At 57.3% G+C, this 23,789-nt stretch carries 21 protein-coding genes; 12 read left to right on the top strand and 9 right to left on the bottom strand.

Annotated features, from left to right (window positions below):
- Positions 1-30: 30 nt before the first annotated feature.
- On the top strand, positions 31-741 hold the full coding sequence (locus tag ABFT80_RS20450) for a GntR family transcriptional regulator (protein WP_347973795.1): 711 nt from the start codon (positions 31-33) through the stop codon (positions 739-741).
- 206 nt (positions 742-947) lie between these two features.
- Here the strand turns inward: ABFT80_RS20450 and ABFT80_RS20455 are convergent, their stop codons facing one another.
- From ABFT80_RS20455 to ABFT80_RS20475, 5 genes are all read right to left on the bottom strand, one after another.
- On the bottom strand, positions 948-2,000 hold the full coding sequence (locus tag ABFT80_RS20455; RefSeq protein ID WP_347973863.1) for an L-idonate 5-dehydrogenase: 1,053 nt from the start codon (positions 1,998-2,000) through the stop codon (positions 948-950).
- Between the two features lie 9 nt (positions 2,001-2,009).
- On the bottom strand, positions 2,010-3,290 hold the full coding sequence (locus ABFT80_RS20460; RefSeq protein WP_347973796.1) for a TRAP transporter large permease: 1,281 nt from the start codon (positions 3,288-3,290) through the stop codon (positions 2,010-2,012).
- Between the two features lie 4 nt (positions 3,291-3,294).
- Entirely contained in the window at positions 3,295-3,792 is a 498-nt protein-coding gene (locus tag ABFT80_RS20465) for a TRAP transporter small permease (RefSeq protein ID WP_347973797.1), read from the bottom strand.
- 74 nt (positions 3,793-3,866) lie between these two features.
- Positions 3,867-4,844 carry a TRAP transporter substrate-binding protein gene (locus tag ABFT80_RS20470; protein WP_347973798.1) on the bottom strand — a complete coding sequence of 326 codons (978 nt, stop codon included), beginning with the start codon at positions 4,842-4,844 and terminating at the stop codon, positions 3,867-3,869.
- A gap of 44 nt (positions 4,845-4,888) precedes the next feature.
- Positions 4,889-5,587, bottom strand: a complete 699-nt coding sequence (locus tag ABFT80_RS20475) for a GntR family transcriptional regulator (RefSeq protein ID WP_347973799.1) — start codon at positions 5,585-5,587, stop codon at positions 4,889-4,891.
- Positions 5,588-5,720: 133 nt separating this feature from the next.
- Between ABFT80_RS20475 and uxuA the strand changes: the two genes are divergently transcribed.
- The 4 genes from uxuA to ABFT80_RS20495 all read left to right on the top strand — a co-directional run bounded on the left by uxuA (position 5,721) and on the right by ABFT80_RS20495 (position 9,380).
- Positions 5,721-6,935: a mannonate dehydratase gene (uxuA, locus tag ABFT80_RS20480; protein WP_347973800.1), complete on the top strand. Its 1,215-nt coding sequence runs from the start codon at positions 5,721-5,723 to the stop codon at positions 6,933-6,935.
- A complete protein-coding gene (locus ABFT80_RS20485) occupies positions 6,935-8,383 on the top strand; it encodes a mannitol dehydrogenase family protein (RefSeq protein WP_455189974.1) in 1,449 nt (482 codons plus the stop codon). The genes uxuA and ABFT80_RS20485 overlap by 1 nt, the downstream gene beginning before the upstream one ends.
- A 317-nt stretch (positions 8,384-8,700) precedes the next feature.
- Complete coding sequence (locus ABFT80_RS20490) at positions 8,701-9,069, top strand: LysR substrate-binding domain-containing protein (protein WP_347973864.1); 369 nt, start codon at positions 8,701-8,703, stop codon at positions 9,067-9,069.
- Between the two features lie 8 nt (positions 9,070-9,077).
- Positions 9,078-9,380, top strand: coding sequence for a hypothetical protein (locus ABFT80_RS20495; protein ID WP_347973802.1), 303 nt, complete (start codon positions 9,078-9,080; stop codon positions 9,378-9,380).
- A 101-nt stretch (positions 9,381-9,481) separates the two neighbouring features.
- Here ABFT80_RS20495 and ABFT80_RS20500 read toward each other — a convergent pair whose 3' ends face one another.
- Entirely contained in the window at positions 9,482-10,486 is a 1,005-nt protein-coding gene (locus tag ABFT80_RS20500) for a LacI family DNA-binding transcriptional regulator (RefSeq protein WP_347973803.1), read from the bottom strand.
- A 192-nt stretch (positions 10,487-10,678) separates the two neighbouring features.
- Here ABFT80_RS20500 and ABFT80_RS20505 point away from each other — a divergent pair, with 192 nt between their 5' ends.
- The 4 genes from ABFT80_RS20505 to ABFT80_RS20520 all read left to right on the top strand — a co-directional run bounded on the left by ABFT80_RS20505 (position 10,679) and on the right by ABFT80_RS20520 (position 15,926).
- A complete protein-coding gene (locus tag ABFT80_RS20505) occupies positions 10,679-11,707 on the top strand; it encodes an ABC transporter substrate-binding protein (RefSeq protein ID WP_347973804.1) in 1,029 nt (342 codons plus the stop codon).
- Between the two features lie 94 nt (positions 11,708-11,801).
- Positions 11,802-14,018 carry an ABC transporter permease gene (locus ABFT80_RS20510; RefSeq protein ID WP_347973805.1) on the top strand — a complete coding sequence of 739 codons (2,217 nt, stop codon included), beginning with the start codon at positions 11,802-11,804 and terminating at the stop codon, positions 14,016-14,018.
- Positions 14,015-15,073, top strand: a complete 1,059-nt coding sequence (locus ABFT80_RS20515; protein ID WP_347973806.1) for an ABC transporter ATP-binding protein — start codon at positions 14,015-14,017, stop codon at positions 15,071-15,073. Before ABFT80_RS20510 ends, ABFT80_RS20515 begins: the two co-directional genes overlap by 4 nt.
- Positions 15,074-15,104: 31 nt before the next feature.
- Complete coding sequence (locus ABFT80_RS20520; RefSeq protein WP_347973807.1) at positions 15,105-15,926, top strand: inositol monophosphatase family protein; 822 nt, start codon at positions 15,105-15,107, stop codon at positions 15,924-15,926.
- A 32-nt stretch (positions 15,927-15,958) separates the two neighbouring features.
- On the opposite strand, the gene ABFT80_RS20525 is transcribed toward ABFT80_RS20520, so the two are convergent.
- Positions 15,959-16,885 (bottom strand): LysR family transcriptional regulator, encoded by a 927-nt coding sequence (locus tag ABFT80_RS20525; RefSeq protein ID WP_347973808.1) that lies wholly within the window; start codon positions 16,883-16,885, stop codon positions 15,959-15,961.
- A gap of 154 nt (positions 16,886-17,039) precedes the next feature.
- On the opposite strand from ABFT80_RS20525, the gene ABFT80_RS20530 reads away from it, so the two are divergent.
- The 3 genes from ABFT80_RS20530 to ABFT80_RS20540 all read left to right on the top strand — a co-directional run bounded on the left by ABFT80_RS20530 (position 17,040) and on the right by ABFT80_RS20540 (position 22,414).
- Positions 17,040-17,861 (top strand): alpha/beta hydrolase, encoded by an 822-nt coding sequence (locus ABFT80_RS20530; protein WP_347973809.1) that lies wholly within the window; start codon positions 17,040-17,042, stop codon positions 17,859-17,861.
- Between the two features lie 33 nt (positions 17,862-17,894).
- Positions 17,895-19,085, top strand: a complete 1,191-nt coding sequence (locus tag ABFT80_RS20535) for an efflux RND transporter periplasmic adaptor subunit (protein ID WP_347973810.1) — start codon at positions 17,895-17,897, stop codon at positions 19,083-19,085.
- Positions 19,086-19,213: 128 nt separating this feature from the next.
- Positions 19,214-22,414, top strand: coding sequence for an efflux RND transporter permease subunit (locus ABFT80_RS20540; protein WP_347973811.1), 3,201 nt, complete (start codon positions 19,214-19,216; stop codon positions 22,412-22,414).
- Positions 22,415-22,711: 297 nt separating this feature from the next.
- Here the strand turns inward: ABFT80_RS20540 and ABFT80_RS20545 are convergent, their stop codons facing one another.
- Together ABFT80_RS20545 and ABFT80_RS20550 are read right to left on the bottom strand one after the other, a co-directional pair.
- Complete coding sequence (locus ABFT80_RS20545; RefSeq protein WP_347973812.1) at positions 22,712-23,119, bottom strand: YbaN family protein; 408 nt, start codon at positions 23,117-23,119, stop codon at positions 22,712-22,714.
- A 31-nt stretch (positions 23,120-23,150) separates the two neighbouring features.
- Complete coding sequence (locus ABFT80_RS20550) at positions 23,151-23,753, bottom strand: biliverdin-producing heme oxygenase (protein ID WP_347973813.1); 603 nt, start codon at positions 23,751-23,753, stop codon at positions 23,151-23,153.
- Positions 23,754-23,789: the final 36 nt, after the last annotated feature.

The raw sequence follows: 23,789 nt of genomic DNA on the forward strand, positions 1-23,789 counted from the left end.
CCTTTTTCGTAGCCTCGCTAGGATGTTTGCATGCAATATTCCACAGAATTGACCGATCGCTTGGAACCAGAGGCGGCGTGGCCGCGCGGAAGACGCTCGACCTTCGTGGCCCAGCGCGTTCGCGACATGATCGTCGCAGGCGACATAGAAGCAGGGACAAGGATCAATGAGCGCGTGCTGACCGAGCAGCTCGGCGTTTCAAGGACTCCGCTGCGCGAGGCATTCAAGATCCTTGAGGGAGAAGGCCTTGTCAGCATCGAGCCGAACCGGGGCGCAACTGTTGTCGGCATTTCGCCGGAAGAGGTGGAGGCGGCCATCGAGGTGCTGATCGGGCTGGAGAGCCTGGCGGCCCCGCGCGCCTGCGAACGGGCAACACCGCAGATGATCACCGAGATCGAGCAATTGCATGCAGAAATGGTCGAGGCCTATCGGCGCGGCGCGCTTATGGAATATTTCCATATCAACCAGACCATTCACCAGAAGATCGTCGATTGCGCCCACAACGCCACGCTGTCACGCATCTATGCCGCCGAAAGCGCGCGCATCCGCAGATATCGCTACGCCGGCAATCGCCGGTCCGAACGCTGGGCGCGCGCGGTCTTCGAACATGAGCAGATCCTCGACGCGCTCAGACAGCGCGAGGGAGCGTTGCTGCGCGAAGTGCTCCGTGCCCACCATCTGAACGGATGGAGCGTGACGCGAAATGTGCTGGAAGGCCAAATGTCGAAGGCCAACGACTAACAACGGCTTCCGCGCCTCTAAAGTGCCTGCGAAGAGCTTGGATGCAACAGTCGATAAGGTGACGCATTTCGATGGCCAGAGCGGGTATTGCTACCAGAATATTCTCACGCGCAACAGAAAATGCGTGAGCCGCAACCGCACCGCATCCTCGCTGACCATCCCGCCGTGCTGTCTACGAGATCCAGATAGGTTGGATCCCGATGTCGTCAAAAAGTAAGTTGCATTTTGATGGTTTGCGTCCGGTCACCCGCTATTTGGAAGGCCGACTGCGCATCGGCAAGATCTTTGCTACCGGTGATGATCGGGCGCACATCAATCCGGCGCTGATCGATGAGCTTTGCCGCCGTCGCATATTCTCCGACAAAGCGATGCGACCCGACAAAGGCAATTTCTTTTCCGACAATCAGATTGAGCGGTACCGGTACATCGCCACTAACCCCGACGGCTACAAGCGTGCCCGTTGGCCGTGTCGCGGCAATTGCCGACCTTATAGCCGGGGCAGCCGCTGAGCATTCGAAGGTCACATCAAATGTTCCCTTGTCCGCCTCGTATCGCGCTAACCGCTCCGGCTCGGTACGCGTGTTGATCGTCTCGTCTGCTCCGAGTTGCCGCGCAACGGCGAGCGGCATGTCCTGCAAGTCGGTAACGACGATATGGCCTGCGCCGGCATGGCGCAGCGCCGCAACCGTCAACGCGCCGATCGGACCGGCGCCTGTCACGAGCACTGTTTTTCCAGCCAGATTGCCAGCAGAGGCACCTGCACGGTTCAGCGCATGAAGACAAACGGCAAGAGGCTCCGCGCATGCCGCTTCACCCAATGTGACCTCATCGTTTTCGAGCCGCACGCACTGATATGCATTGACGATCATCAAGTCGCGAAACCCGCCTTGCTCATGAGGAAAGCGTAATGCCGAGCCGAAAAAGCGCATCGTCAGGCAATGTTGCTGCAACCCCTGAAGGCAATAGCGGCAATGATTGCAAGGCCTGCTGGGATTGACGGCGACGCGATCGCCAACGCTCAACCCATCGACCCCCGATCCGGTAGCACAGACCGTACCGGCCACTTCATGACCCAGGATGATCGGCTCCTTGACGCGGATCGGGCCAAAGCCTCCATCCTGATAGTAGTGCAGGTCGGACCCGCAGATGCCGCCTGCCCCCATCGCCACGAGAACCTCGCCGTGACCTGGCTCGGCCACCTCGATTTCGTCAACGCGTATGTCACCCTTGCCATGTAATCGGCAAACGCGTGTCGTCATGCTCATTGCTTAGTCCCCCATCAACGTCGTGGGGAGCCATGTTGCAAACGGCGCGTAGTAGGAAACCATCAACAATACGATGATGTTGGAGATCAGGAACGGCACGATCGCCTTGATGACAGGCATCAGCGGGATACGCGCGATGTTGGCGGCAACGAACAAGCACACGCCGACTGGCGGTGTCGTCAGGCCGATCATCAGGTTCAGCACCGCGAAGGTTGCAAAGTGCAACGGATCGATGCCGACACTTACCGCCAGCGTCAACAGTGGCACGAACAGGATGATGAGGGCCGCGATTGTTTCCATGAACATGCCGACGATAAGCAGCAGGATGTTGATGAGGATGATGACAACGTATTTGTTGTCGGTAATCGAAAGCACAGCAGCTACGAGCATTTGCGGGATACGTTCGGCAGCAAGGATCGAGCCGAACACGTTGGCGAAGCCGACGAGTGCCAGGATGCCCGCCGACGAGATCGCGCTGTCGACGATGATCTTTGGTACCTTCCACATCGGCAGTTCACGGTAGACGAAGGCGCCGACGAGGAAGGCATAGATGCTGGCCACGATTGCAGTTTCAGTCGGAGTGGCGATGCCGGTCAGCAGCCCGCCGATGACGAGAGCAATCATTGCGAGCGCCCAGAATGCAGCAAAGAAAGCCGCAAAGAGTTCGCGAAAGCCCTGCCATGCCTGACGGGGATAATTGCGGCGCACCGCCAGAATGTAGCAGGTGATGCCCATGCCAAGACCCATCAGGATGCCAGGCACCGCACCCGCAAGGAACAACTGCCCCACGGAAATGCCGGACAGGGCACCGACGATGATCATTGGAACGCTCGGCGGAAGCATCGGACCCACCGTGGACGATGCAGCCGTGATGGCAGCCGAGAAATCGGCAGGGTAGCCGGACTTCTTCATGCCGGGGATCATCACGCCGCCAGTTGCGGCCACATCGGCGACGGCCGTACCGGACACGCCACCGAACATCATCGAGTCAGCAACATTGGCCATGGCGAGGCCGCCACGCATCCAGCCGACCAGCGCATTGGCCAGCCGGATGATGCGCTCGGTGACGCCGCCATAGTTCATCAAATTGCCGGCCAGGATAAAGCCGGGAATGCACAGAAGGACGAATACGTCCATTCCGGCATACATGCGCTGCGGAATGATGACGACCGGCAGGCCGGCCGCGACGATGTAGGCCAGTGAGGCCAGACCCAGGCAGACCGCGACCGGCACACCCAGTGCAAGCGTTCCGAAGAACGTGGCAAGAAGCAGGAAGAGTTCCATGGTGTCAGATTTCCTCTGGGCGTTGAGGACGCCCGTCATCTGCGCCTGCGAGCATTCCGATCACGCGCAAAAGAGCGAACAAAAACAGGAGAATTGCGAGAAACAGCACGCTGGCGTGGATGTAATCCATCGTCCACCGCAGGCTGGGTGCCCGCTGGAACGTGCCGATCTTGGTGAATTTCCAGGCGGGGAAGATCATGACGAGGCCGAGCAATGCCGTGGCAACCGCGGAAAACAACCGCATCCACCATGCCGCTGCCTCCGAAACGGTTTCCTGAAGCATGTCGACGTTGACGAGCTCGCCATTGATCAGGGAGAGACCGATGCCGAAGGCGGTCATGTAAAGGAGCAGATAGCGGGAGAGCTCTTCCGTCCAGACGTAGGAGGGAAGATCGAGCGTCCGGGTGGTTATCTGGAGCGTCACAACAGCGATCAGGATAAAAAACGACAGGCCGACGGCAACCCGACTGGCAACAGTGAAAAGCCTGGTAAACAAAGCCAAAGAATGCATCACATCCGAACCCTCTGGCGGAGACGACGCAACACGAACTGCGTCGTCTCCGCATTCAATTGCTGTTAGCGCTTGAACAAATCTTCCACGATTGGCCGAATGCTCTCGTCAACGCTGTTAATGACGGCATCGCGGGCGGCATCGGCAAAGGCCTGCTGATCCACCTCGACGAACGTCATGCGTTTGGCTTCGAGATCGGCACGGATCGCCTGCTCATCCTTCAAGAATTGCTCGCGCTCGAACTCCTGCGCGCGGCGCCCGGCTTCCAGCACATGCCCTTGGTCTTCTTCGGAGAGCTGGCCCCAGATCTGTTCGGCGATGGTGAGATAAATCCACGAACGCACATGTTCAGTGACGTTCACATGGGTCTGGACTTCGTTGAACGATGCCGACTGGATAAGCGCCAGCGGGTTCTCCTGACCTGCGATCGTTCCATTCTGGAGCGATGTAAAGACTTCAGAGAAAGCCATCGGAGTCGGCTGCGCGCCAAGTGCTGTCCACACATCGACGAACAGCGGAACATTCGGGACGCGCATACGCATGCGCTCGAGCTCGGCGGGCGTTTTGACTTCCTTGTTGGCCGTCAGGTTCCGCGGTCCGCGCGCGAAATAGGCAATCGGGCGCACCTGAGCGCGTTCCACGATCTCAGCCTCGACCTGCTTGCCGATGTCGCCGCTGGCGACTGCATCCATGTCTTCCAGTGAAGTGTAGCCGTAGGGAATGGCGAGCAGAGCCGCCATCGGCGCCCAATTTTGCAGGCTCTCGCCGGTGATAGTCATCTCGACCGTGCCAAGCTGCATGCCGTTGATCAGGTCTATTTCGCGGCCCAGCGAATCGTTCGGAAAGACTTCAACGACAATACGGCCATCGGTCAGCGCCGATAGCTCTTCACCGAATTTCAGCGAGGCCTTGTGCCAGGAGTTCTGCTCATTGGCGAGATGGCCGAGCTTGAGCTTCAGCTCCTGCGCCATAGCGCTGGTCGAAAGCAAAGCGGCTACGGCAAACCCTGCTGCGATTTTCTTTATTGTGGAATTCAGTTTCATATCGATCCTCCCAATGGACTGTAGATTTCTGATGTTTGGATTGGTCAGCGCGCAGCGCCAAAAAGATCCGGCCGGGCTTTTGCGACCTCCGGAAGAGATTTCAAAATTTCACGAAGATGGGTACGCATTGCCTGTTCGGCGGCGGCGGCATCGCCTCTCACAACTGCGGCGACGATGGCTTCGTGCTGCGCGATCAATACGCGGATGTGAAGCTTTTCGACGCTAAGATAGCGCACGCGGTCCATCTGCGCCTTGACGTCTTCGATGACTCGCCAGGCATAAGATTTGCCGGCGGCATCTGCGAGCGTGCGGTGAAAATGCTCATCCAGCTTTACGAAGCCATCGGAATCGTCCTCAGCAACGCGCTTTTGAGCCTCAATCTGTCCGAGAAGCTCCTTGTGCACCGACTGATCGGCACTCTCCGCGACGATCTTTATGACGTCCGCCTCGATGGCTTCGCGGACGAAACGCGCATCCATGACCGCGTCTGTCGAAATCCGCGTTATCATTGTGCCGCGCTGCGGGCGGATTTGAACCAGACCGGCCTCTGCAAGCTTGATGAAGGCCTCACGAACAGGCTGACGGGACACATCGTAGCTGCGTGCGACTTCGGTTTCGGAAATCAGTTCGCCGGGCAGGAGTTCGGTGCGAACGATGCGTTCGCGCAAGAGTCGATAAAGCTGGGGAGCGATTGCTGTCCCAGAGTCAATGTCATCAACAAATGCAATGGCGGACTTTGCCACGCCCTTACCTCCCCAAAATCGAAAATGCTTATCCTCCATACTTCCATACTAGTCAACTCTTGTGTATGCATCGCCTTACATTCATGGCACCGATGGCTCGTTACGAGTCATGCCCTGGGAGCAAAGAAGACAAATGCGACAGACATGGCGATGGTTCGGCCCGCGCGATCTTACTTCGATCGACGACATGCGACAGGCAGGCGTGGAGGGTGCAGTCAGCGCGCTCCATCATATTTCAACCGGAACTGTCTGGACCGAGTTGGAAATCGCCAAGCGTCAGGATGAAATCGCACGCATGAAAGACGGCTCGCCTTCCGGCATTGCTTGGGAGGTGGTGGAAAGCCTGCCTGTTTCCGAAGACATCAAGAAACAAAAGGGCGAGTGGCGCCAGCACATTGCCAACTATAAGGAAAGCCTTGGCAATCTGGCCGCGCGCGGACTTGAGACGATCTGCTACAATTTCATGCCGGTCCTCGACTGGACGCGCACCGACCTTGCCTATCGCGTACCGCATGGCGGCACCTGTATGCGTTTCGATCTTATCGATTTCGCCGCTTTCGATATTCATATTCTGAAACGCTCCGGAGCGGCTGAACAATTTGGCTCAGAAATTACTGAGGCCGCGGCCGAGCGCTTTGCGACAATGACCGACGAGCGCAAGCGCGAACTCGCCTCGAACGTCACGGCCGGCCTGCCCGGCTCTGCCGAAAGCATGTCGACCGACGATGTGCTGCGTCATATCGCAGAATATGACGCAATCGATACTGCAAGGCTGCGCGCCAACTTCATCGCATTTCTTGAGGAGGTAACGCCGGTCGCCGAGAAACTCGGCATGCGCTTGTGCTGTCATCCGGACGATCCGCCCTTCCCGCTTCTGGGCCTTCCGCGGATCATGTCGACCAGCGATGATTATCGGAAGATCTTGGATGCGGTCGACAGTCCAGCCAGTGGCATGACTCTCTGCTCAGGTTCACTGGGCGCGCGGCCTGACAACGACCTACCGGCCATCATGCGCGAATTCGCTCCGCGCGTGCATTTTCTGCATTTGCGCAATGTGACGCTGGAAACGCCGGGCATGCCGTCCTCATTCCATGAAGCTGAACATCTAGGTGGCGACACCGATATGGTCGCCCTGATTGCCGAGATCGTAAAGGAAGAAGCGCGCCGCAAGAAAGAAGGTCGTGCCGATCACCAGATCCCGATGCGCCCCGATCACGGGCAGGACATCATAGACGACATCGGCCGCAAGGGTCAGCCCGGTTATCCGACAATTGGACGTCTGAAGGGCCTTGCTGAATTGCGCGGCATCATGACTGCTCTCACACATCCGGGCGTAGCGCTTAAATAATGAGAGAGCGGCTGTCGGCAAAGGCGGAAGGCTTGATGGCCTACCGCCCTGAAGATCACGGCACCGGGATCGTGCATATCGGTGTCGGCGCCTTCCACAAGGCCCATCAGGCTGTCTACACGGACACCGCCATTGCGGCCAAAGGCGGCGATTGGCGTATCCTTGGCGTCAGCCTGCGCAGCACCGAAGTCGCCGCCACTCTCAATCCGCAAGGTGGCCGCTACACGCTTGTCACACGGGATGAGAAAGGCGACCACGCTCGCATAATCGGCAGCATTGCCAAGGTGATCGTCGCGCCGCATTCGCATGAAGCCGTCATTGCAGCGATTGCAGACTCTTCCACGAAAATCGTCACCCTGACGGTCACCGAAAAAGCCTACGGAATCGATCGCGCCAGCGGCGGGCTGGACGTCGAACATCCAGCAATAGCGCATGATCTTACCGATCCCGACGCACCTACAGGCGTCGTGGGGTTTCTCGTTGCCGGGCTTAAACGGCGCATGGAAACGGCTGGCGGTGCGCTGACCATATTGTGTTGCGACAACCTTCCCGAAAACGGCAAGATCGTTTCTCAGCTTGTTTTGGATTTTTCCAGGCGAACTGATGCTTTGCCGGAAGAGTGGATTTCACAGAATGTGCGTTTCCCCTCCTCGATGGTCGATCGCATAACACCTGCCAGTACTCCACGTACTTTCGCGGATGCCGAAAGTCTCACTGGCTATAGCGACAATGCAGCCGTCGAGACGGAACCATTCACGCAATGGGTTATCGAAGACGATTTTACCGCCGGGCGACCCGCATGGGAGGCAGGCGGGGCATTGTTCGTAAAAGACGTCACACCCTATGAGAAAATGAAGCTGCGGCTCTTGAACGGCACGCATTCTCTTCTCGCCTATGCGGGGTTTCTCGCCGGTCACGAAACGATCAGCGAGGCTGTTTGTGATGCATCGCTGGCGAGGCTTGCAGAAAGACAGATGATAGCGGCGGCCAACACGCTGCCACCCATTCCCGGTATAGACCGCTATCGCGCCGAGTTGCTTGAACGGTTTTCAAACAAAGCAATACGGCATCTGACATATCAGATCGCCATGGATGGCACTGAAAAGCTGCCCCAGCGCATTCTGGCACCTCTGGCCGAGACCGTCGTAAATGGCGGCGACACCCGACCCTTCTGCTTCGCCATCGCGGCGTGGATGCGTTATTGCCTCGGTGTCACCGACAATGGAAACGTCTACAATTTGCGTGATCCACGGCAGGACATCATCGCCGCGCATGTCGCATCATGCGGACGCGATGCGGATCGTCTTTATGACAAACTCTCGGAAATTGCTGGCTTGCTGCCAGGCGAACCGGGCTCAAATCAAAATGTCAGAAGCAAGGTGATCGCGGATCTGCAATTGATGCTTGATAAAGGCATGGTGCAGGCGATCCGGACGCTCGCCAAATAAGAAAATTGTCGAGCTTATCCAGTAGATAACCTGGCAGGTCAGGCTACACAGGCCAATAATGTGCTCTCCTGTGCCGGGCCGCTATCGTGTGCGCGCTTCAACGCGGCTGCAATGAACCCATTTGTGAGACTCTTTAGAGACGGTGCAGCTTCGGCCTTGCCAGAGGCCGTTAACCCTGAAGCGCCATGCCGGGCCAACATGACATATCGGCCTTGAGATACCGCAGGAACAGTCTGGTCAGCTCTGACCAGACTGTGAATTGATATTTCAGATGATCGAGGCTCACACCGCCAGCAACGGCTGAGACTTCACCGAAGCTGTCCTGCCGCGCGATGGCGACGCTGCGAACCCAGTATCCCCATGTCGATTTCACCCTGATCTCCGGGGACAATTACCGGATCACCAACGAACTGCTTGCCAAGGATGCCGATGTCGTCATGGCCTACGATGTCAGCGAACATGTCCGGGCCGATGTCGTGCATACGGTCATGGAACCGATCGGCATCATTACGACCCCCGGCCATCCCCTGACCGCACACTCCGTTCTTTCCCTTACCGATTGCATGCCGTACCCGTTGATCGCGCCGGGCAATGACTGGCTCGTGCATATTGGCCTCAAGGCGTTGTTTCAGGGAACAAACCCGCTCGGCAGCGCGTCGCCTATGCGGAAAGGCCGGGCATATTGAAGGCTCTCGTGCAGCCTGGCCTGGGGATTGCGTTCCTCTCCTCGCCGGGCGTCGAACGTGAAGTGAGTGAAGGAAAACTCGCATGGACGCCGCTCGCCAACGGCATCATGAAGCCGGCAAAGGTCAGCCTGCTCGTACCACGCGGCCGCGCGTTGCCCAGCTACCAGACGGCATTCGTCGAGATACTGAAGAGCGAATTCATCGACTACGAGCGGGTGAACACCCGCATCATCTCCAGGGACGGATCGCGCAACCCCCACACGGCCAAGAACGCGTCCTCGCCGTCAAGCGTTTCCTCCGCAACGCGATGAAGCCTGTTCTATCTGTCGTGTATCGGATTTCGCCGCCGCCTTCGACGGCTAGCATACCACCCGTCGGTTCCAATCTGGTTGTGGCGCGGGCCGGGGCGTATTCACCCGCATCTGATTGTTGAGCGCCAAACGGGCTGGGCATGAAGCTGTATCGTTGAACTCAAGTTGGCTTCTGAGGAAGGTAGCTCGAGCCAGAGGACCGCCTCGTCCGCTATTTTTGCTATTGGCTGAGCAAAAGTGGTGAGTTGATAAGATGACCACGAGGCTTGTTCTATGTCGTCAAAGCCTGCGATGCAGAGTTCTTCCGGAATGCGGATAGAGAATTGGTGTCTGGCTGCGTCCATAAAGCCGCAGGCGATCAAATCTGTAGCGCAAAATACGCCGTCGGGCCGGATAGGGCGCGTCAAAAGGCGCTGAGCCAGTATTCTCCCGCTCTCATATCCAGTCGTACCAAGGCGTTCCACGCTGACCTCAATGCCCATGGCCTTTGCCGCTGCAACGAAGCCTTTCTCGCGCGCCATCAGGCTTGGCGTTCCTGCTCCGGAATTTGCGAAAGCGAGATTCTTGCATCCAGCACGAACAAAAGCCGTCACCACAAGGCTGGCTGCATTCTCGTCGTCCAGGTTGATCTTGAACGGACCTTCCTGTTCATCGTCTCTGTTTATGAGAACAAGGCGTTGCCCGCTTTTCAGGCAGAGCTGAGTGATCGATTTATCAGGCATCCCAGATAGGATTATTGAAGCATCAGCGCGATAACGGATAGCCTGCTTCAAGGCAGCATCAACGCTTTCATCTGACCTATCTGTGTTGATGAGCATCGCCACCTTTCCAGCAGCCTGCAATCGTTGCGTCAAAGCGCTGACCAGATTCGATCGATACGGCGTACCCACGTCCGATACGACGAGGCAAACTATACCCGTTTCGTTGCGCATAAGCCCGCGAGCCAGATGGTTTACGTGATAGCCGAGGTCTTCCGCTGCCTTCAGCACCTTCCGCCTGGTCTCGGGTGACACGCTTGCACCATTCGTAAAGGTGCGGGACACCGCTGAGCGAGAAACGCCTGCGCGTTCTGCGACTTCTTTGGCGCTAACGAACAGTTTTTCCATTTTTATGCAGGCTCACTTCATTGGCGTGAAACGTTTGCACTAGATTGCAAAGATGCGCAAGGTCACCCGCAAGCTACGTTTGTGGGATTAGATTTCTAAAACAGGTTGACACTCAAACATTGCTAATGCAGCATTTGCACACGCTTGCAATGGCGTATCGATGTGGAGGTGTCGATCAAACGGGAGGAAGTCATGGGTTCTGTTAGACGGGTTGCTGCACTCATTGCTGCAGGTGTTTCTCTGGGTGCGGTTTCGGCTCAAGCGGCGGGAAACCTGAATCTGATTTGTTCAGCAGATGTCGTTATCTGTGAGCAAATGAAGGCATCTTTCGAGAGCGCGAATGATATCTCGGTCAACATGGTGCGTCTGTCCTCTGGCGAGACCTACGCAAAAATCAGAGCTGAAGCTCGCAATCCTAAAACAGATCTATGGTGGGCAGGAACGGGCGATCCGCATTTGCAGGCAGCGTCAGAAGGGCTGACCGTTGAGTACAAATCGCCGCTGCTCGATCAACTTCAGGATTGGGCCCTGAAGCAAGCCGAGAGCGCCAATTATCGTACTGTGGGCGTTTACGCGGGAGCGCTCGGCTGGGGGTACAATACCGATGTTCTCCAGAAGAAGAACATCAAGGAACCCAAGTGCTGGGCTGACTTGCTCGATCCGATGTTGAAGGGCGAAATTCAAATCGCGAACCCCAACTCCTCGGGCACTGCCTATACCGCGCTTGCCTCTCTTACCCAGATCATGGGTGAGGATGAGGCGTTTGATTACCTCAAGAAGTTGAACGCCAATATTTCGCAATACACCAAATCCGGTTCGGCGCCTGTAAAAGCCGCCGCGCGCGGTGAGGCAGGCGTAGGCATCGTCTTCATGCATGACGCTGTTTCCATGGTGGTCGAAGGCTTTCCGATCAAATCCGTCGCTCCTTGTGAAGGCACTGGTTATGAAATCGGCTCTATGTCGATCGTGAAAGGCGCGCGGAATCTGGACAATGCCAAGAACTTCTATGACTGGGCGCTAAGTGCCGAAGTCCAGTCGCACATGAAGGACGCAAAGTCATTCCAGCTACCTTCGAACAAGAACGCCGAAGTTCCAAAAGAGGCGCCGAAATTCGAAGACATCAAACTGATAGATTACGATTTCAAAACCTATGGCAATCCCGCAAAACGCAAGGAACTGCTGGAGCGATGGGACCGGGAAATTGGCGCTAACGCCAACTGATCCACGATCTCATTTGGAGCACCGGCAGCGTTAAAACCGCTGTCGCGTGCACAACCACTCCAAAGCGCCAAGGCGTGCGAAGCGGGGACTGGGTATGAAATCACGCAATCGCAGGCTCGATATTGTGCTGTTTTTGGGGTTGGCAGCACTCACCCTGCTGCCCTGGTACAGGATAGAAGCCGGTTTCTACGGATTTTCCTGGCTATCAGACTTTCCCAATGATCCATCGGTCGCACCTGGCATCCTTCAGGCCTTTCTTCATGGACACCAATGGCTCGGCTTCATTGCGGTTCTGCTAGGTGCCGCAATTGGCGCGCGTTTCGTTGCAGATCCAATGCGACGAGGATCACTGCTTGTCTGGATCGGCGCGATCGGAATCGTGTTTCTGTTCGTACAAGGATTGGCAATCGGTTTTTCCGGCTGGACCTGGATTGTAACTGAAACGCTTTTCGGAGCATTGGCAGACGGCCAGCCTTCGATGGGCGCCGGCGCCGTATTAATGGCTTTGGTGTTTTCTCTCCTATTCTCATTCGGTCTTGCAGAACGCGGCGCGATGAAAGGGGATGCTTTCGTTGTAAGTTCGATCGCTCTGCTTATTTTACTGGTCGCTATTTTCGTCTTTTATCCCGTCGCCAGTATGCTGATCGGCGCATTCCAGGATTTCGACGGCTCTTTCAATCCTGATGGCTTCACACGCAACATCGTCGATCCTTCGATATGGAGCTTAGGTTGCGTCACCGGCGGTGGGCGTTGCGGTGTGGCGCTCAGAACTCTTTGGCTAGCCGTCATGACGGCGGGAGCCTCGACTATTCTGGGGCTCGCATTCGCGCTGATGGCGACCAGAACGGGGTTTCGTTACAAAAAAGGCCTGAGGCTGCTTACCATCCTGCCGATCATCACGCCGCCTTTCGTGATTGGCCTTGCATTAACCCTCCTGTTCGGACGCTCAGGCTTTGCCACTCAAGGGATTTCATACCTTTTTGGTGTTGAGCCGGGTCGCTGGCTTTATGGGCTGACTGGTATTTGGATCGCGCAGGTTCTTTCTTTTACGCCGATCTCGTTTCTTATCCTGATCGGTGTGGTGGAAGGCATCAGCCCTTCGATGGAAGAAGCATCGCAAACGCTGCGGGCCGACCGCTGGCGTACGTTCTGGAACGTTTCACTGCCGTTGATGAAGCCTGGGCTTGCGAATGCTTTCCTTATCGGTTTTATCGAAAGCATGGCCGATTTCGGCAATCCGCTGGTGCTTGGCGGCAGTCACGGCGTTTTATCGACGGAAATCTTCTTCGCTGTTGTCGGGTCACAAAACGACCCATCCAGAGCAGCCGTCCTGGCGATAATTCTTCTGTGCTTCACGCTTTCGGCTTTTCTCGCGCAAAGGCTGTGGCTTTCCGGAAAGAACTTCGCGACCGTCACAGGAAAAGGGGATTCCGGCGCCAACATCGCCCTGCCTCGATCCTTGTCGATTGGCGTATACATGCTGGTTATCCCGTGGGCGATTTTCACTCTGGTCGTCTACGCCATGATACTTGTCGGCGGCTTCGTAAAGACTTGGGGTCTGGACAACTCCTTGACCCTCGATCACTACGCCCGCGCGTTTTCGATCGCTATTCGCGATGGAACGATCGCCTGGACCGGTGTTGCGTGGAACTCGTTCTGGACGACAATGGAAATTGCATTGATATCCGCGCCGCTCACCGCAGCGGTCGGACTTCTGACGGCATACATTATCGTTCGACAAAAATTCGCCGGGCGTTCAGTGTTCGAATTCGCTTTGATGATGAGTTTCGCCATTCCGGGCACGGTCATCGGCATCAGCTACATAATGGCATTCAATCTGCCACCGCTGGAGATGACCGGAACTGCGTTGATCCTGATCGCTTGCTTCGTGTTCCGTAACATGCCGGTGGGCGTCCGTGGCGGAATTGCCGCCATGAGTCAACTCGACCAAAGCCTTGACGAAGCTTCGCTGACATTACGCGCAAACAGCTTCCGGACTATCCGGAAGGTCATTCTTCCGCTGTTGCGCCCCGCCATAACGGCCGCATTGGTCTATTCGTTCGTCCGGGCAATCACCTCCATCAGTGCGGTGATTTTTCTGGTCAGCGCCCAGTACAACATGGCCACGGCGTATATTGTCGGGCTTGTCGAGAATGGCGAGTACGGCGTGGCCATCGCTTACTCGTCGGCGCTGATCGTTGTGATGATCATCATCATAACGGGGTTCCAATTCATCGTAGGTGAACGACGTCTGCGCCGAGAGAACCGGATCGCCGTTACAGCGCCCCTGCAGAAGGAGAGGCTTGCTTGATTACGGAAAAAGGTTCTGTTGTCTTCCAGAACGTTCGCAAGGACTTCGGCGCATTTATAGCGATCCACGATCTATCCCTGACGATCGAGCCTGGAACCCTGGTTACATTGCTGGGGCCATCTGGTTGCGGAAAAACGACCACGTTGCGCATGCTGGCTGGGCTGGAGCATCCGACGTCAGGCAAAATCCTGATTGGCGGCGAGGATGCCACGATGCTGCCGGCGAATGAGCGCGACGTGTCGATGGTGTTTCAGTCATACGCCTTGTTCCCTCACATGACTGTCGGCGAAAACGTCGCCTATGGGCTCGAATCGTCAGGCTTCAAACGCAAAGAAGCCCGTGAGAAAGCTGAAGGAGCACTTGAACTGGTTGGTCTGGGAGGAATGAGCGTGCGCCTTCCTGCAGAGCTTTCCGGCGGTCAGCAGCAGAGGGTCGCTGTTGCACGCGCCTTGGTTCTCGAACCGCAGGTTCTGCTTTTAGATGAACCGCTTTCGAATCTTGATGCCCGGCTTCGCCGACGGGTGCGCACGGAAATTCGAGAACTTCAGCAGCGTCTCGGTTTCACTGCAGTTTATGTAACCCATGATCAAGATGAAGCATTGGCGGTTTCAGACCGGATCATTGTCATGAAGGATGGTGTGATCGCTCAGCAAGGCAAGCCTAGAGAGCTTTATGAAACGCCAGTGTCGGCGTTCATAGCCGACTTCATGGGCGAGGCTAATGTGGTGGATTGCCAGATCGTGGCGATGGAAAACGGCGTCGCCACGATCCGGATAGATGACCTTACCCATAGCCTCCCCGGGCGTGAAGCATCCTTAGGTTCCGCGAAGCTTGCGGTCAGGCCAAATGCAATCGCGCTCAAAGAGGAGTCAGACGCCGCTTTCGGTGGCCGGATCGCACATGCGGCATATCTTGGAGATCACGTCGAGTACGAAGTCGAGACAAGTAGCGGCAGGTTGTTTGTTATCGACCCGGCTGTGGAGCGGCCTTTATCTCCCGGTACCCATGTATCGATCGGTTTCAAGGAACGGGGCATCGCGGTTATCCGCGAGTGATCTTTTCTAATCCTAAATGAGGAAGTACCTAATGACATCAAATGTCATACCCGATTTATCTGCGCGCCTGGCATTTGCGGAAGAACTCGCGAAAGAAGCTGGAAAAATTGCCCTCGATTACTTCAATCGACGCGAAATGCTCATTGTTGAAACGAAAGGCGATCTTCAAGATGTCGTATCCGTAGCCGACAGGGAGGTGGAACTTCTGATCCGCAGGCGGTTTGCAGAGACATTTCCAGACGATGGCGTGCTTGGGGAAGAGTTTGGGCTAAATACCGGCAGCTCCGGCTTTACATGGGTGATCGACCCGATCGATGGTACCAGCCCCTTCGTGAATGGTATGCCGAGCTGGTGTGTATCTATTGCGCTTCTACACGACAGCCAGCCGGTTATTGGCGTGATTTCTGCACCCTGCAATGGCGAACTTTACGCGGCAGGTCTTGGGCTTGGCGCTCGACTGAACGGCAAGAAATTGGTGCTTGATGGTTCTCGTACAATTCGCAATGCCGTGACCGGCATTGGTGCGAACCATCATGTGAAGCCTGCCGATATGGCAAAAACGGTTGAGAGGCTTCTCGAAGAGGGTGGCAACTTTATTCGCAACGGGTCCGGAGCACTTATGCTTGCATATGTTTCCGCGGGACGGTTGGTCGGATATTATGAGCCTTATATGCACGCTTGGGATTGTCTCGCAGGCTATTGTCTAGTCAGTGAGGCCGGGGGATGGTTCCTTCCATTCCCGGTAGATGGAGACAGGCTTACCAAAGGTGCACCCGTGCTCGCAGCCGCTCCCGGCGCCGTTGAAGATCTCATGCGGATTGCAGGACTATCTATTCGTCAACGGATGATTTGATCTTTCATGGCCGCATGCTTGTGAGCACACCGTCATGTGCCACTTCCGGAATTCACATTGAGCTGTGTATGCGCCAGCAGCCGCACGACCCAGTCGACGAACACCCTTACCTTGTTGCTCAGGTGCTGGTTCGGTGGATAGACGATGTAAAGCGGTATCGGCTCGGAGTTCCACTCTGGCAGCACCTGAATTAGCTGACCATTTGCGAGCGCGTCGATCGCCATGAAATGCGCGAGCGGCGCGATGCCAAGTCCGGAAATCGCTGCCGCGAGATAGCTTCGTGCGTCGTTTACCGAAACGATGTAGCGGCCGTTAACTTCCACTTTTTCGCCCTGCCTTTCAAATTCGAACGGCATGGTCCGGTTGGTCTGCGCAAGAAAGTAGTTCACGCAGTGATGCGTGTCTTCGAGTTCCAAGGGATGCTGCGGCGCGCCGAACGCTTCAATGTAGCCTGGTGCGGCGCAAGTGATGACGTCAATCTCGGCGACGCGACGTGCAGTAAGAGACTGGTCCACCGGCACACCGCCTCGCAGAGCACAATCCACATTCTCCGCCAGATAGTCGACCGTTCGGTCACCAACCCCAAGATCGATGTGAATGTCGGGATATTTCTCGTGGAAATCGTTCAAAGCCGGAATGACGAGCAGATCTGCGAAGGCACCGGCCATCTCGACACGAAGCCGCCCGCTCGGGTTGGTGCGTGAGTGGGAAAGGCTGCCGTCCAGTTCGTCAATTTCGGTGACGATCCGTATTGCCCGCTCGTAGTAGAGGGCTCCGTCGGTAGTTACTATCACACGGCGCGTGGTGCGGTTCAGAAGCTTGGTCTGGAGATGCGCTTCCAGATTCTGGATGAGATTGGTCAACGTGGCTTTGGGTATACTCAGTGCCGCGGATGCCCGCGTAAAATTGCCTGTCTCCACCACGCGTATAAAGGCACGCATAGCCGAAAGCTGATCCATAGGATTTTCCCGTGCTGCATTGCAAGATTATTCGAAATTTCGAACAGTGATGTCAGTTTTACCATACTTATCCTGATAGAGTGAATAACGATATAGGTATGTAGAACCTGGGGCCAATTCTAAGCGAACTGGCTTTGGGCATGGGATCGAGACGATGACGGTTGAAATAAAGGATATGACGCTCGATAAGGTGGCCGGTGGCTCCGTGTCGGTGCGCGTCTATCAGGGAGCGGAATACGCCAAGGGCGCACCCGTGCTGCTTTATTTTCACGGCGGCGCGTTTCTCGAAACCGCTCCTCAGCATTGCCCCCTCGCCCAATGTCTGGCTGAGACTGGCGCTATCGTTGTCATGCCGGACTACAACGCTCCGCTCGGCGGCGTTTTCCCGAAGCCGTTGGAAGTCGGCTTCTCGATCTTTTCCTATCTTGCAAAGAAGCGGACCGGACTCGGTGACCGCAAATCGCAGCTTATCATCGGCGGCGAGGAGGCAGGCGGAAACGTCGCGGCTGGCGTCGCGCTCAAAGCGCGTGACCACTTTGCAAACGAGTTGGACGGACAAGTCCTGCTCTCACCGCTGCTCGACCCATTTATGGGCACTGCCTCTTTTCAGAAAGCCGAAGCGATCGGCATGCGCGAACGCTGGGCCGATGGCTGGAGCCACTATCTGAGTGGTGGAGTTTGCCACCCCTATGCGGCGCCCTCCCTATGCTCGCGACTTACAGGCATGGCGCCTGCACTTCTCATCTCGGCAGAAGACGATCCGCTTCTTGATGAGACACTGGTTTATGCTGACCGCTTGAAAGAAGCGGCCGTGAACGTGCAACAGCATATCCTCCCTGCCGGGGTCGGCTGGCCATCAATTCACAGCGGAAAATCAAGTCTTGCGGGGTGTTGGCAAGACAGTGTGAGACACGAGTTTTCAAGCTTCACCAGAGGCATAAGCATTCACTCATTTGAATTGAAGACAAAGCAATAGAACGCGGCCCGAAGGGCCACGAGGAGAAGATCAATGATATTGAAGAACAAACGCTGGGCCCTTGTGGGCGCCGGGCTGGGACTGGCTGTGTTCGTTTCCGCCACCGCCGTGTTTTTTGAGTTGCCAGGCAGAGTAGCTGTAGCCGAAGCCAATGCGTCGGCCGAGATCGCAGCCGTGCCCGTGACCGTCACCGTGGTCAAGCAACAAGATGTCGTGACGTGGCAGGAGTTTTCCGGCCGGCTGGAAGCTATCGACCGCGTGCAGATCCGCTCGCGCGTCGCCGGTGCCATAGAGTCCGTGAACTTCCGGGAGGGAGCGCTTGTTAAGGCGGGAGACCTGCTGTTCACGATCGATCAGGAACCGTATAAAGTCGCGGTGACACAAGCGCAGGGGCAGGTTTCGGCAGCCGAAGCAAGAGTGAAGCTCGCTACGACCGAGCTTGAGCGCGGCGAACGTCTCGCCAAGAGCAACAGCATATCGCAAAGCGACGTCGATACGCGCCAGAACGCGCTGGCGGAAGCCCGCGCCGCACTGAAGACGGCTGAGGCCACCCTCCGCGCCGCCACGCTGGAGCTTGGCTACACCGAAGTCCGCGCGCCTGTTTCCGGTCGCGTCGGCAGGGTGGAAATCACGACGGGCAACCTCGTCGCCGCTGGCTCGACCTCGCCAGCACTGGCGACGCTCGTCTCGGTCGATCCGATCTATGCCGGCTTCAATGTAAGCGAGGAAACGGTCGCCAAGGCACTTGCCGGGTTGCCCGTTTCCGACGGCGCACTCCAGCCGATCGAGCAAATCCCGGTCGAAGTCGGCACGCTCGCTGACGAAGGCACGCCGATCCGCGGCAAGCTCCAGCTCATCGGCAACGAGGTTGATGCGGCAAGTGGCACCATCAATGTGCGCGCCGTCTTTGACAATCCAGGCGGCAGGCTGATCCCCGGCCAGTTCGTGCGCATCCGCATGGGCGAGCCGCGTGCCGAAAACAAAATCCTCGTCAACGAGAAGGCGATCGGCACGGACCAGGACAAGAAGTTCGTCTTCGTCGTCGAAAACGGCAACAAGGTAGCCTACCGGCCGGTCGTGCTCGGCAGCCTTTCCGGAAATGAACGCATCGTCGAGAGCGGTCTAAATGCCGGAGACCAGATCGTCGTCAATGGTTTGCAGCGCATCCGCGCGGGCGCCGTCGTCGATCCCCAGGTGCAGGAAGCTGTCGCGGCCGTAAAGTAAGCAGCAAGACGCGGGGCGCCTCGGCGCCCTGCCCCGCATTTGCAGAATAATTTGAGGTCCACCGGCCGAGGGCAAGCCCGCCGGAAGGAATCGCTCGTCCCGTTTTCATCCCGGAGAGGGTGCAGAAAATGAACATTTCCAGATTCTTTATCGATCGCCCCGTCTTTGCAGCGGTGCTGTCGATCCTTATCGTGGTCGCGGGCCTGATCGGCATGCGTTCCCTGCCGATTTCCGAATATCCGGACGTCGTGCCACCATCGATTGTCGTGCGCGCCGTCTATCCGGGTGCCAACCCCGTTGTCATCTCCGAAACGGTTGCAACACCGCTCGAAGAGCAGATCAACGGCGTCGAGGACATGCTCTACATGAACAGTCAGGCGACGTCGGACGGCGTGCTGACACTGACTGTCACCTTCAAGCTCGGCACCGACCCCGACAAGGCACAGCAGCTCGTGCAGAACCGTGTCTCGCAGGCAGAACCCCGCTTGCCGCAGGAAGTGCGCGCGCTCGGTGTCACAACAGTCAAGAGTTCGCCAGACTTCATCATGGTGGTGAACCTCGTTTCGACAACGGACCGCTATGACATCACCTATCTGCGCAACTACGCGACCCTCAATGTCAAAGACCGCCTGGCCCGCATCGAGGGCGTTGGCCAGGTGCAGGTTTTTGGCGCGGGCGACTATGCGATGCGAGTGTGGATCGACCCGCAAAAGGCAGCCGAGCATGCGCTTGCTGCCAGCGACATCACCAATGCGATCCGTGAGCAGAATGTGCAGGCCGCAGCCGGCATAATTGGCGCTTCGCCGACGCCGCTCGACGTCAACCTCCAGCTAAACGTCAACGCGCAGGGGCGCCTGCATACGCCGGAGGAATTTGGCAACATCATCGTCAAAACTGGCGCGGAGGGCCAAATCACGCGCCTTCGGGACGTCGCGCGCATCGAGATGGGCGCGGCCGAGTATACGCTGCGCTCGCTTCTCGACGGCGAGCCGGCTGTCGCAATCGCAGTGCTCCAGGCCCCAGGCTCCAACGCCATCGAGATCGCCGACAACGTACGCGCGACAATGGACCAGTTGCAGATCGCCATGCCCGACGGCGTGAAATACGAGATCGTCTACGACACAACGGAATTCGTCCGCGCCTCAATCGACAAAGTCGTTGATACGCTGCTCGAAGCCATCGCGCTGGTCGTTCTCGTCGTCATCATCTTCCTGCAGACCTGGCGGGCCTCGATCATCCCGCTGCTGGCCGTGCCGGTATCCATCATTGGCACCTTCGCCGTGATGTATGCCTTCGGCTTCTCGATCAACGCACTCACCCTGTTCGGTCTGGTGTTGGCGATCGGCATCGTCGTCGACGACGCGATCGTCGTCGTCGAAAATGTCGAACGCAACATCGAAAACGGCCTCAACCCGCGAGAAGCGACATATCGAGCAATGCGCGAAGTCTCCGGCCCGATCATCGCCATTGCGCTGGTGCTCGTTGCCGTCTTCGTGCCGCTCGCCTTCATCAGCGGCCTTTCCGGTCAGTTCTACCGCCAGTTCGCGCTGACCATCGCCATCTCGACAGTCATCTCGGCCATCAATTCACTAACGCTTTCTCCTGCACTTGCCGCCCTTCTGCTGAAGGATCACCATGCGCCAAAAGACTGGCTGACGCGCATCATGGACCGTCTCTTCGGCTGGTTCTTCCGCGGCTTCAACCGGTTTTTTGGTGCGGCTTCGAGCGGTTATGGCCGTAGCGTCGGCGGGCTCGTCTCGCGCAAATCGATCGTCATGCTTATCTATCTCGTGCTGGTCGGCGCCACCTATGGGGTGTTCAACGCCGTACCGGGCGGCTTCGTGCCGGCGCAGGACAAGCAATATCTCATCGGCTTTGCCCAGCTTCCGGACGGTGCCACGCTGGACCGCACGGAAGAGGTGATCAAGAAGATGAGCGAGATCGCGCTGGCACAGCCGGGCGTCTCCCATGCCATCGCCTTCCCGGGCCTGTCGATCAACGGTTTCACCATCGGCTCCAACTCAGGCATCGTCTTTGCCACGCTGGACAGTTTTGAGGAACGCACGACGCCTGAACTCTCCGGCGGGGCGATCGCCATGCAACTGAACCAGAAGTTCGCGGGCATCCAGGACGCCTTTATCGCCATGTTCCCGCCGCCGCCGGTCAACGGCCTGGGCACCACGGGCGGCTTCAAGCTGCAAATCGAGGACCGCGCTGGCCTCGGCTATGAAACGCTTGACGAGGCAACCAAAGCCTTCCTCGCGAAAGCCTATCAAACGCCGGAACTGGCGGGCCTATTTTCCAGCTTCCAGATCAACGTCCCGCAGCTCTATGCCGATCTTGACCGCTCCAAAGCGCAGCAACTCGGCGTGCGGGTGACGGACGTATTCGAAACTTTGCAGATCTACCTCGGCTCGCTCTACGTCAACGACTTCAACGCGTTCGGGCGCACCTACAGCGTGCGCGTGCAGGCCGACTCTGCCTTCCGCGCCAAGCCGGAAGACATCGGCCAGCTCAAGGTGCGCTCGCAATCGGGCGAGATGATCCCGCTTGCCGCGCTGCTGAAGGTCGACGCCACGACGGGGCCGGAGCGCACCACACGCTACAATGGCTTCCTCGCTGCCGACATCAATGGTGCGCCAGCTCCGGGCTTCTCCTCCGGTCAGGCGGAAGCGGCTATCGAAAAGATCGCAGCCGAAACTTTGCCCGCAGGGATCGATTTCGAATGGACGGACCTGACCTACCAACAAATTCTAGCCGGCAATTCCAGCATCATCGTTTTTCCGCTCGCCCTACTGCTCGTTTATCTCGTGCTGGCCGCGCAGTATGAAAGCCTGACCCTGCCCATCGCAATCATTATGATCGTACCGATGGGCGTGCTCGCGGCTTTGGCCGGGGTCTGGTACACCGGCGGAGACAACAACGTCTTCACCCAGATCGGCCTAGTGGTGCTGGTGGGTCTATCGGCGAAGAACGCCATCCTCATCGTCGAGTTCGCGCGCGAACTCGAATTCGAGGGGCGTAACCCGGTTCAGGCCGCGATCGAGGCAAGTCGCCTGCGCCTGCGCCCGATCCTCATGACTTCCATGGCGTTCATCATGGGTGTTGTGCCGCTGGTGCTGTCGACGGGCGCAGGTGCCGAAATGCGCGCCGCCATGGGCCTTGCCGTATTTTCCGGCATGATCGGCGTGACCTTCTTCGGCATCTTCATGACGCCGGTATTCTACGTGCTGCTGCGCAAGCTTGCAGGCAACCGGCCGCTCATACATCACGGCAAGCCCGCTCTCGAAGAAGCCCGGCCCGACAGCCTGCAGGTCTCGCAGCTGTAACTTCGAGAAGAGTATGGAATAGATAATGGCTGAGCACTGCTCAGCCATTCTCCCGCAATTATCGCAATAACTTGATGAACTGGCTGAACCCCCCGTCGCGCCTTACGCGAAGATTTCCGCAAGTTCCTTCACGTCTGCGCCTTCCTTGATGTAAACCTTGAATGCGCCAGGCCTCCTCGTTGCCCTCAATGGGATACCGCGACAGTAAGAGACGACACGACGATTACGGCTGGAGTGGCCGGAGGAAATCGCCCGACGGCGGTGAGCGGTCTGCCAACCACTCCTTATCAGCGCTTCCTAGTGTTCAGGTCGCGTAATAATGTAGATCGCGCATGCCGCCATCAAGCCTGCAACGATTATGGCCAACATCAGTCCGGGCTGTGCGCCAAACCAAAACAGAACGTAGCCGAAGCTTATACCCGTGCAGGCCATAAGCTTTGCCCGGCGCGGTATTGCACCACGCAGACGCCAGTTTTCGATAACAGGACCGAAGCGAGGATGATTGAGCATCCACGCTTCCAGTCGTGGCGAGGAGCGCCCGAAACACCATGCCGCGAGGATCAGGAAAATCGTTGTCGGCATGATCGGCAGCACGGCGCCGATGATGCCGAGAGCCAGCATGACAAAGCCCAGCGCCAGAAAACCTGCCCGTCTCGTTTTGGTGAGAGCCGCCCCTTTCGGGGTACGACGTGGTGGTGAATTCATCCGTGCTGTAGAACAGTCCGAGGTTCTTCGCTCATCCAAGCATCTCCTTAACCAGGCCATGAACGCGCCGGAAGGCAGCTTCGGCACCTGCTACGACGCGATCTTCTTCAGCCTCGCTCAACTCCAGCATATCAAGTGCTGCAGTGAATGTCCGCCAGTGAAGACCGCGCCCCTCCGGTGCTCCAGCCAAATGGCGCGCGCCGAATTCCTCGGACAAGCCGAGCTTGGCTGCTTCCTTCAAAAGGAAAGCCGCTCCCAAATTCGAACCTTCCGCTACATAAAGCCAGCCGAGCGCAACAGGTATGTCGGCCTCTTCGTCAAACCCCGGCGGGGTGGCGCTTGTCGGCGAGGCCAGGCCGAGATCGACAAGGTCTTGCTCGATCAGGTCCAGACGCCGGCGACCGGCAAGATCGGGCAATAGAGTATCGAGAGCGGTGTTGGAATAGAGAGCGTCTATGTCTCGGTGAAACTGGTGCTGTACCTTGACGAACAATCCATACTTTTCCCGGCTTTCGAACGGTTTTCCGGCCATGATCGACTTGTCGAGGCGATCATGTGTCTCATTGGTTCTCGCCTTGAGCCGTTTTGCCCGGCCAATCATTGGCGGGGTTTCGATATCAATTATTTCGTTCATCTCGTGTCAGTTCTCTCGATGAATAGGCCTTGTGGG

Origin of the sequence: Foliimonas ilicis (assembly GCF_039939195.1) — a bacterium.
GTDB lineage: Bacteria > Pseudomonadota > Alphaproteobacteria > Rhizobiales > Rhizobiaceae > Foliimonas > Foliimonas ilicis.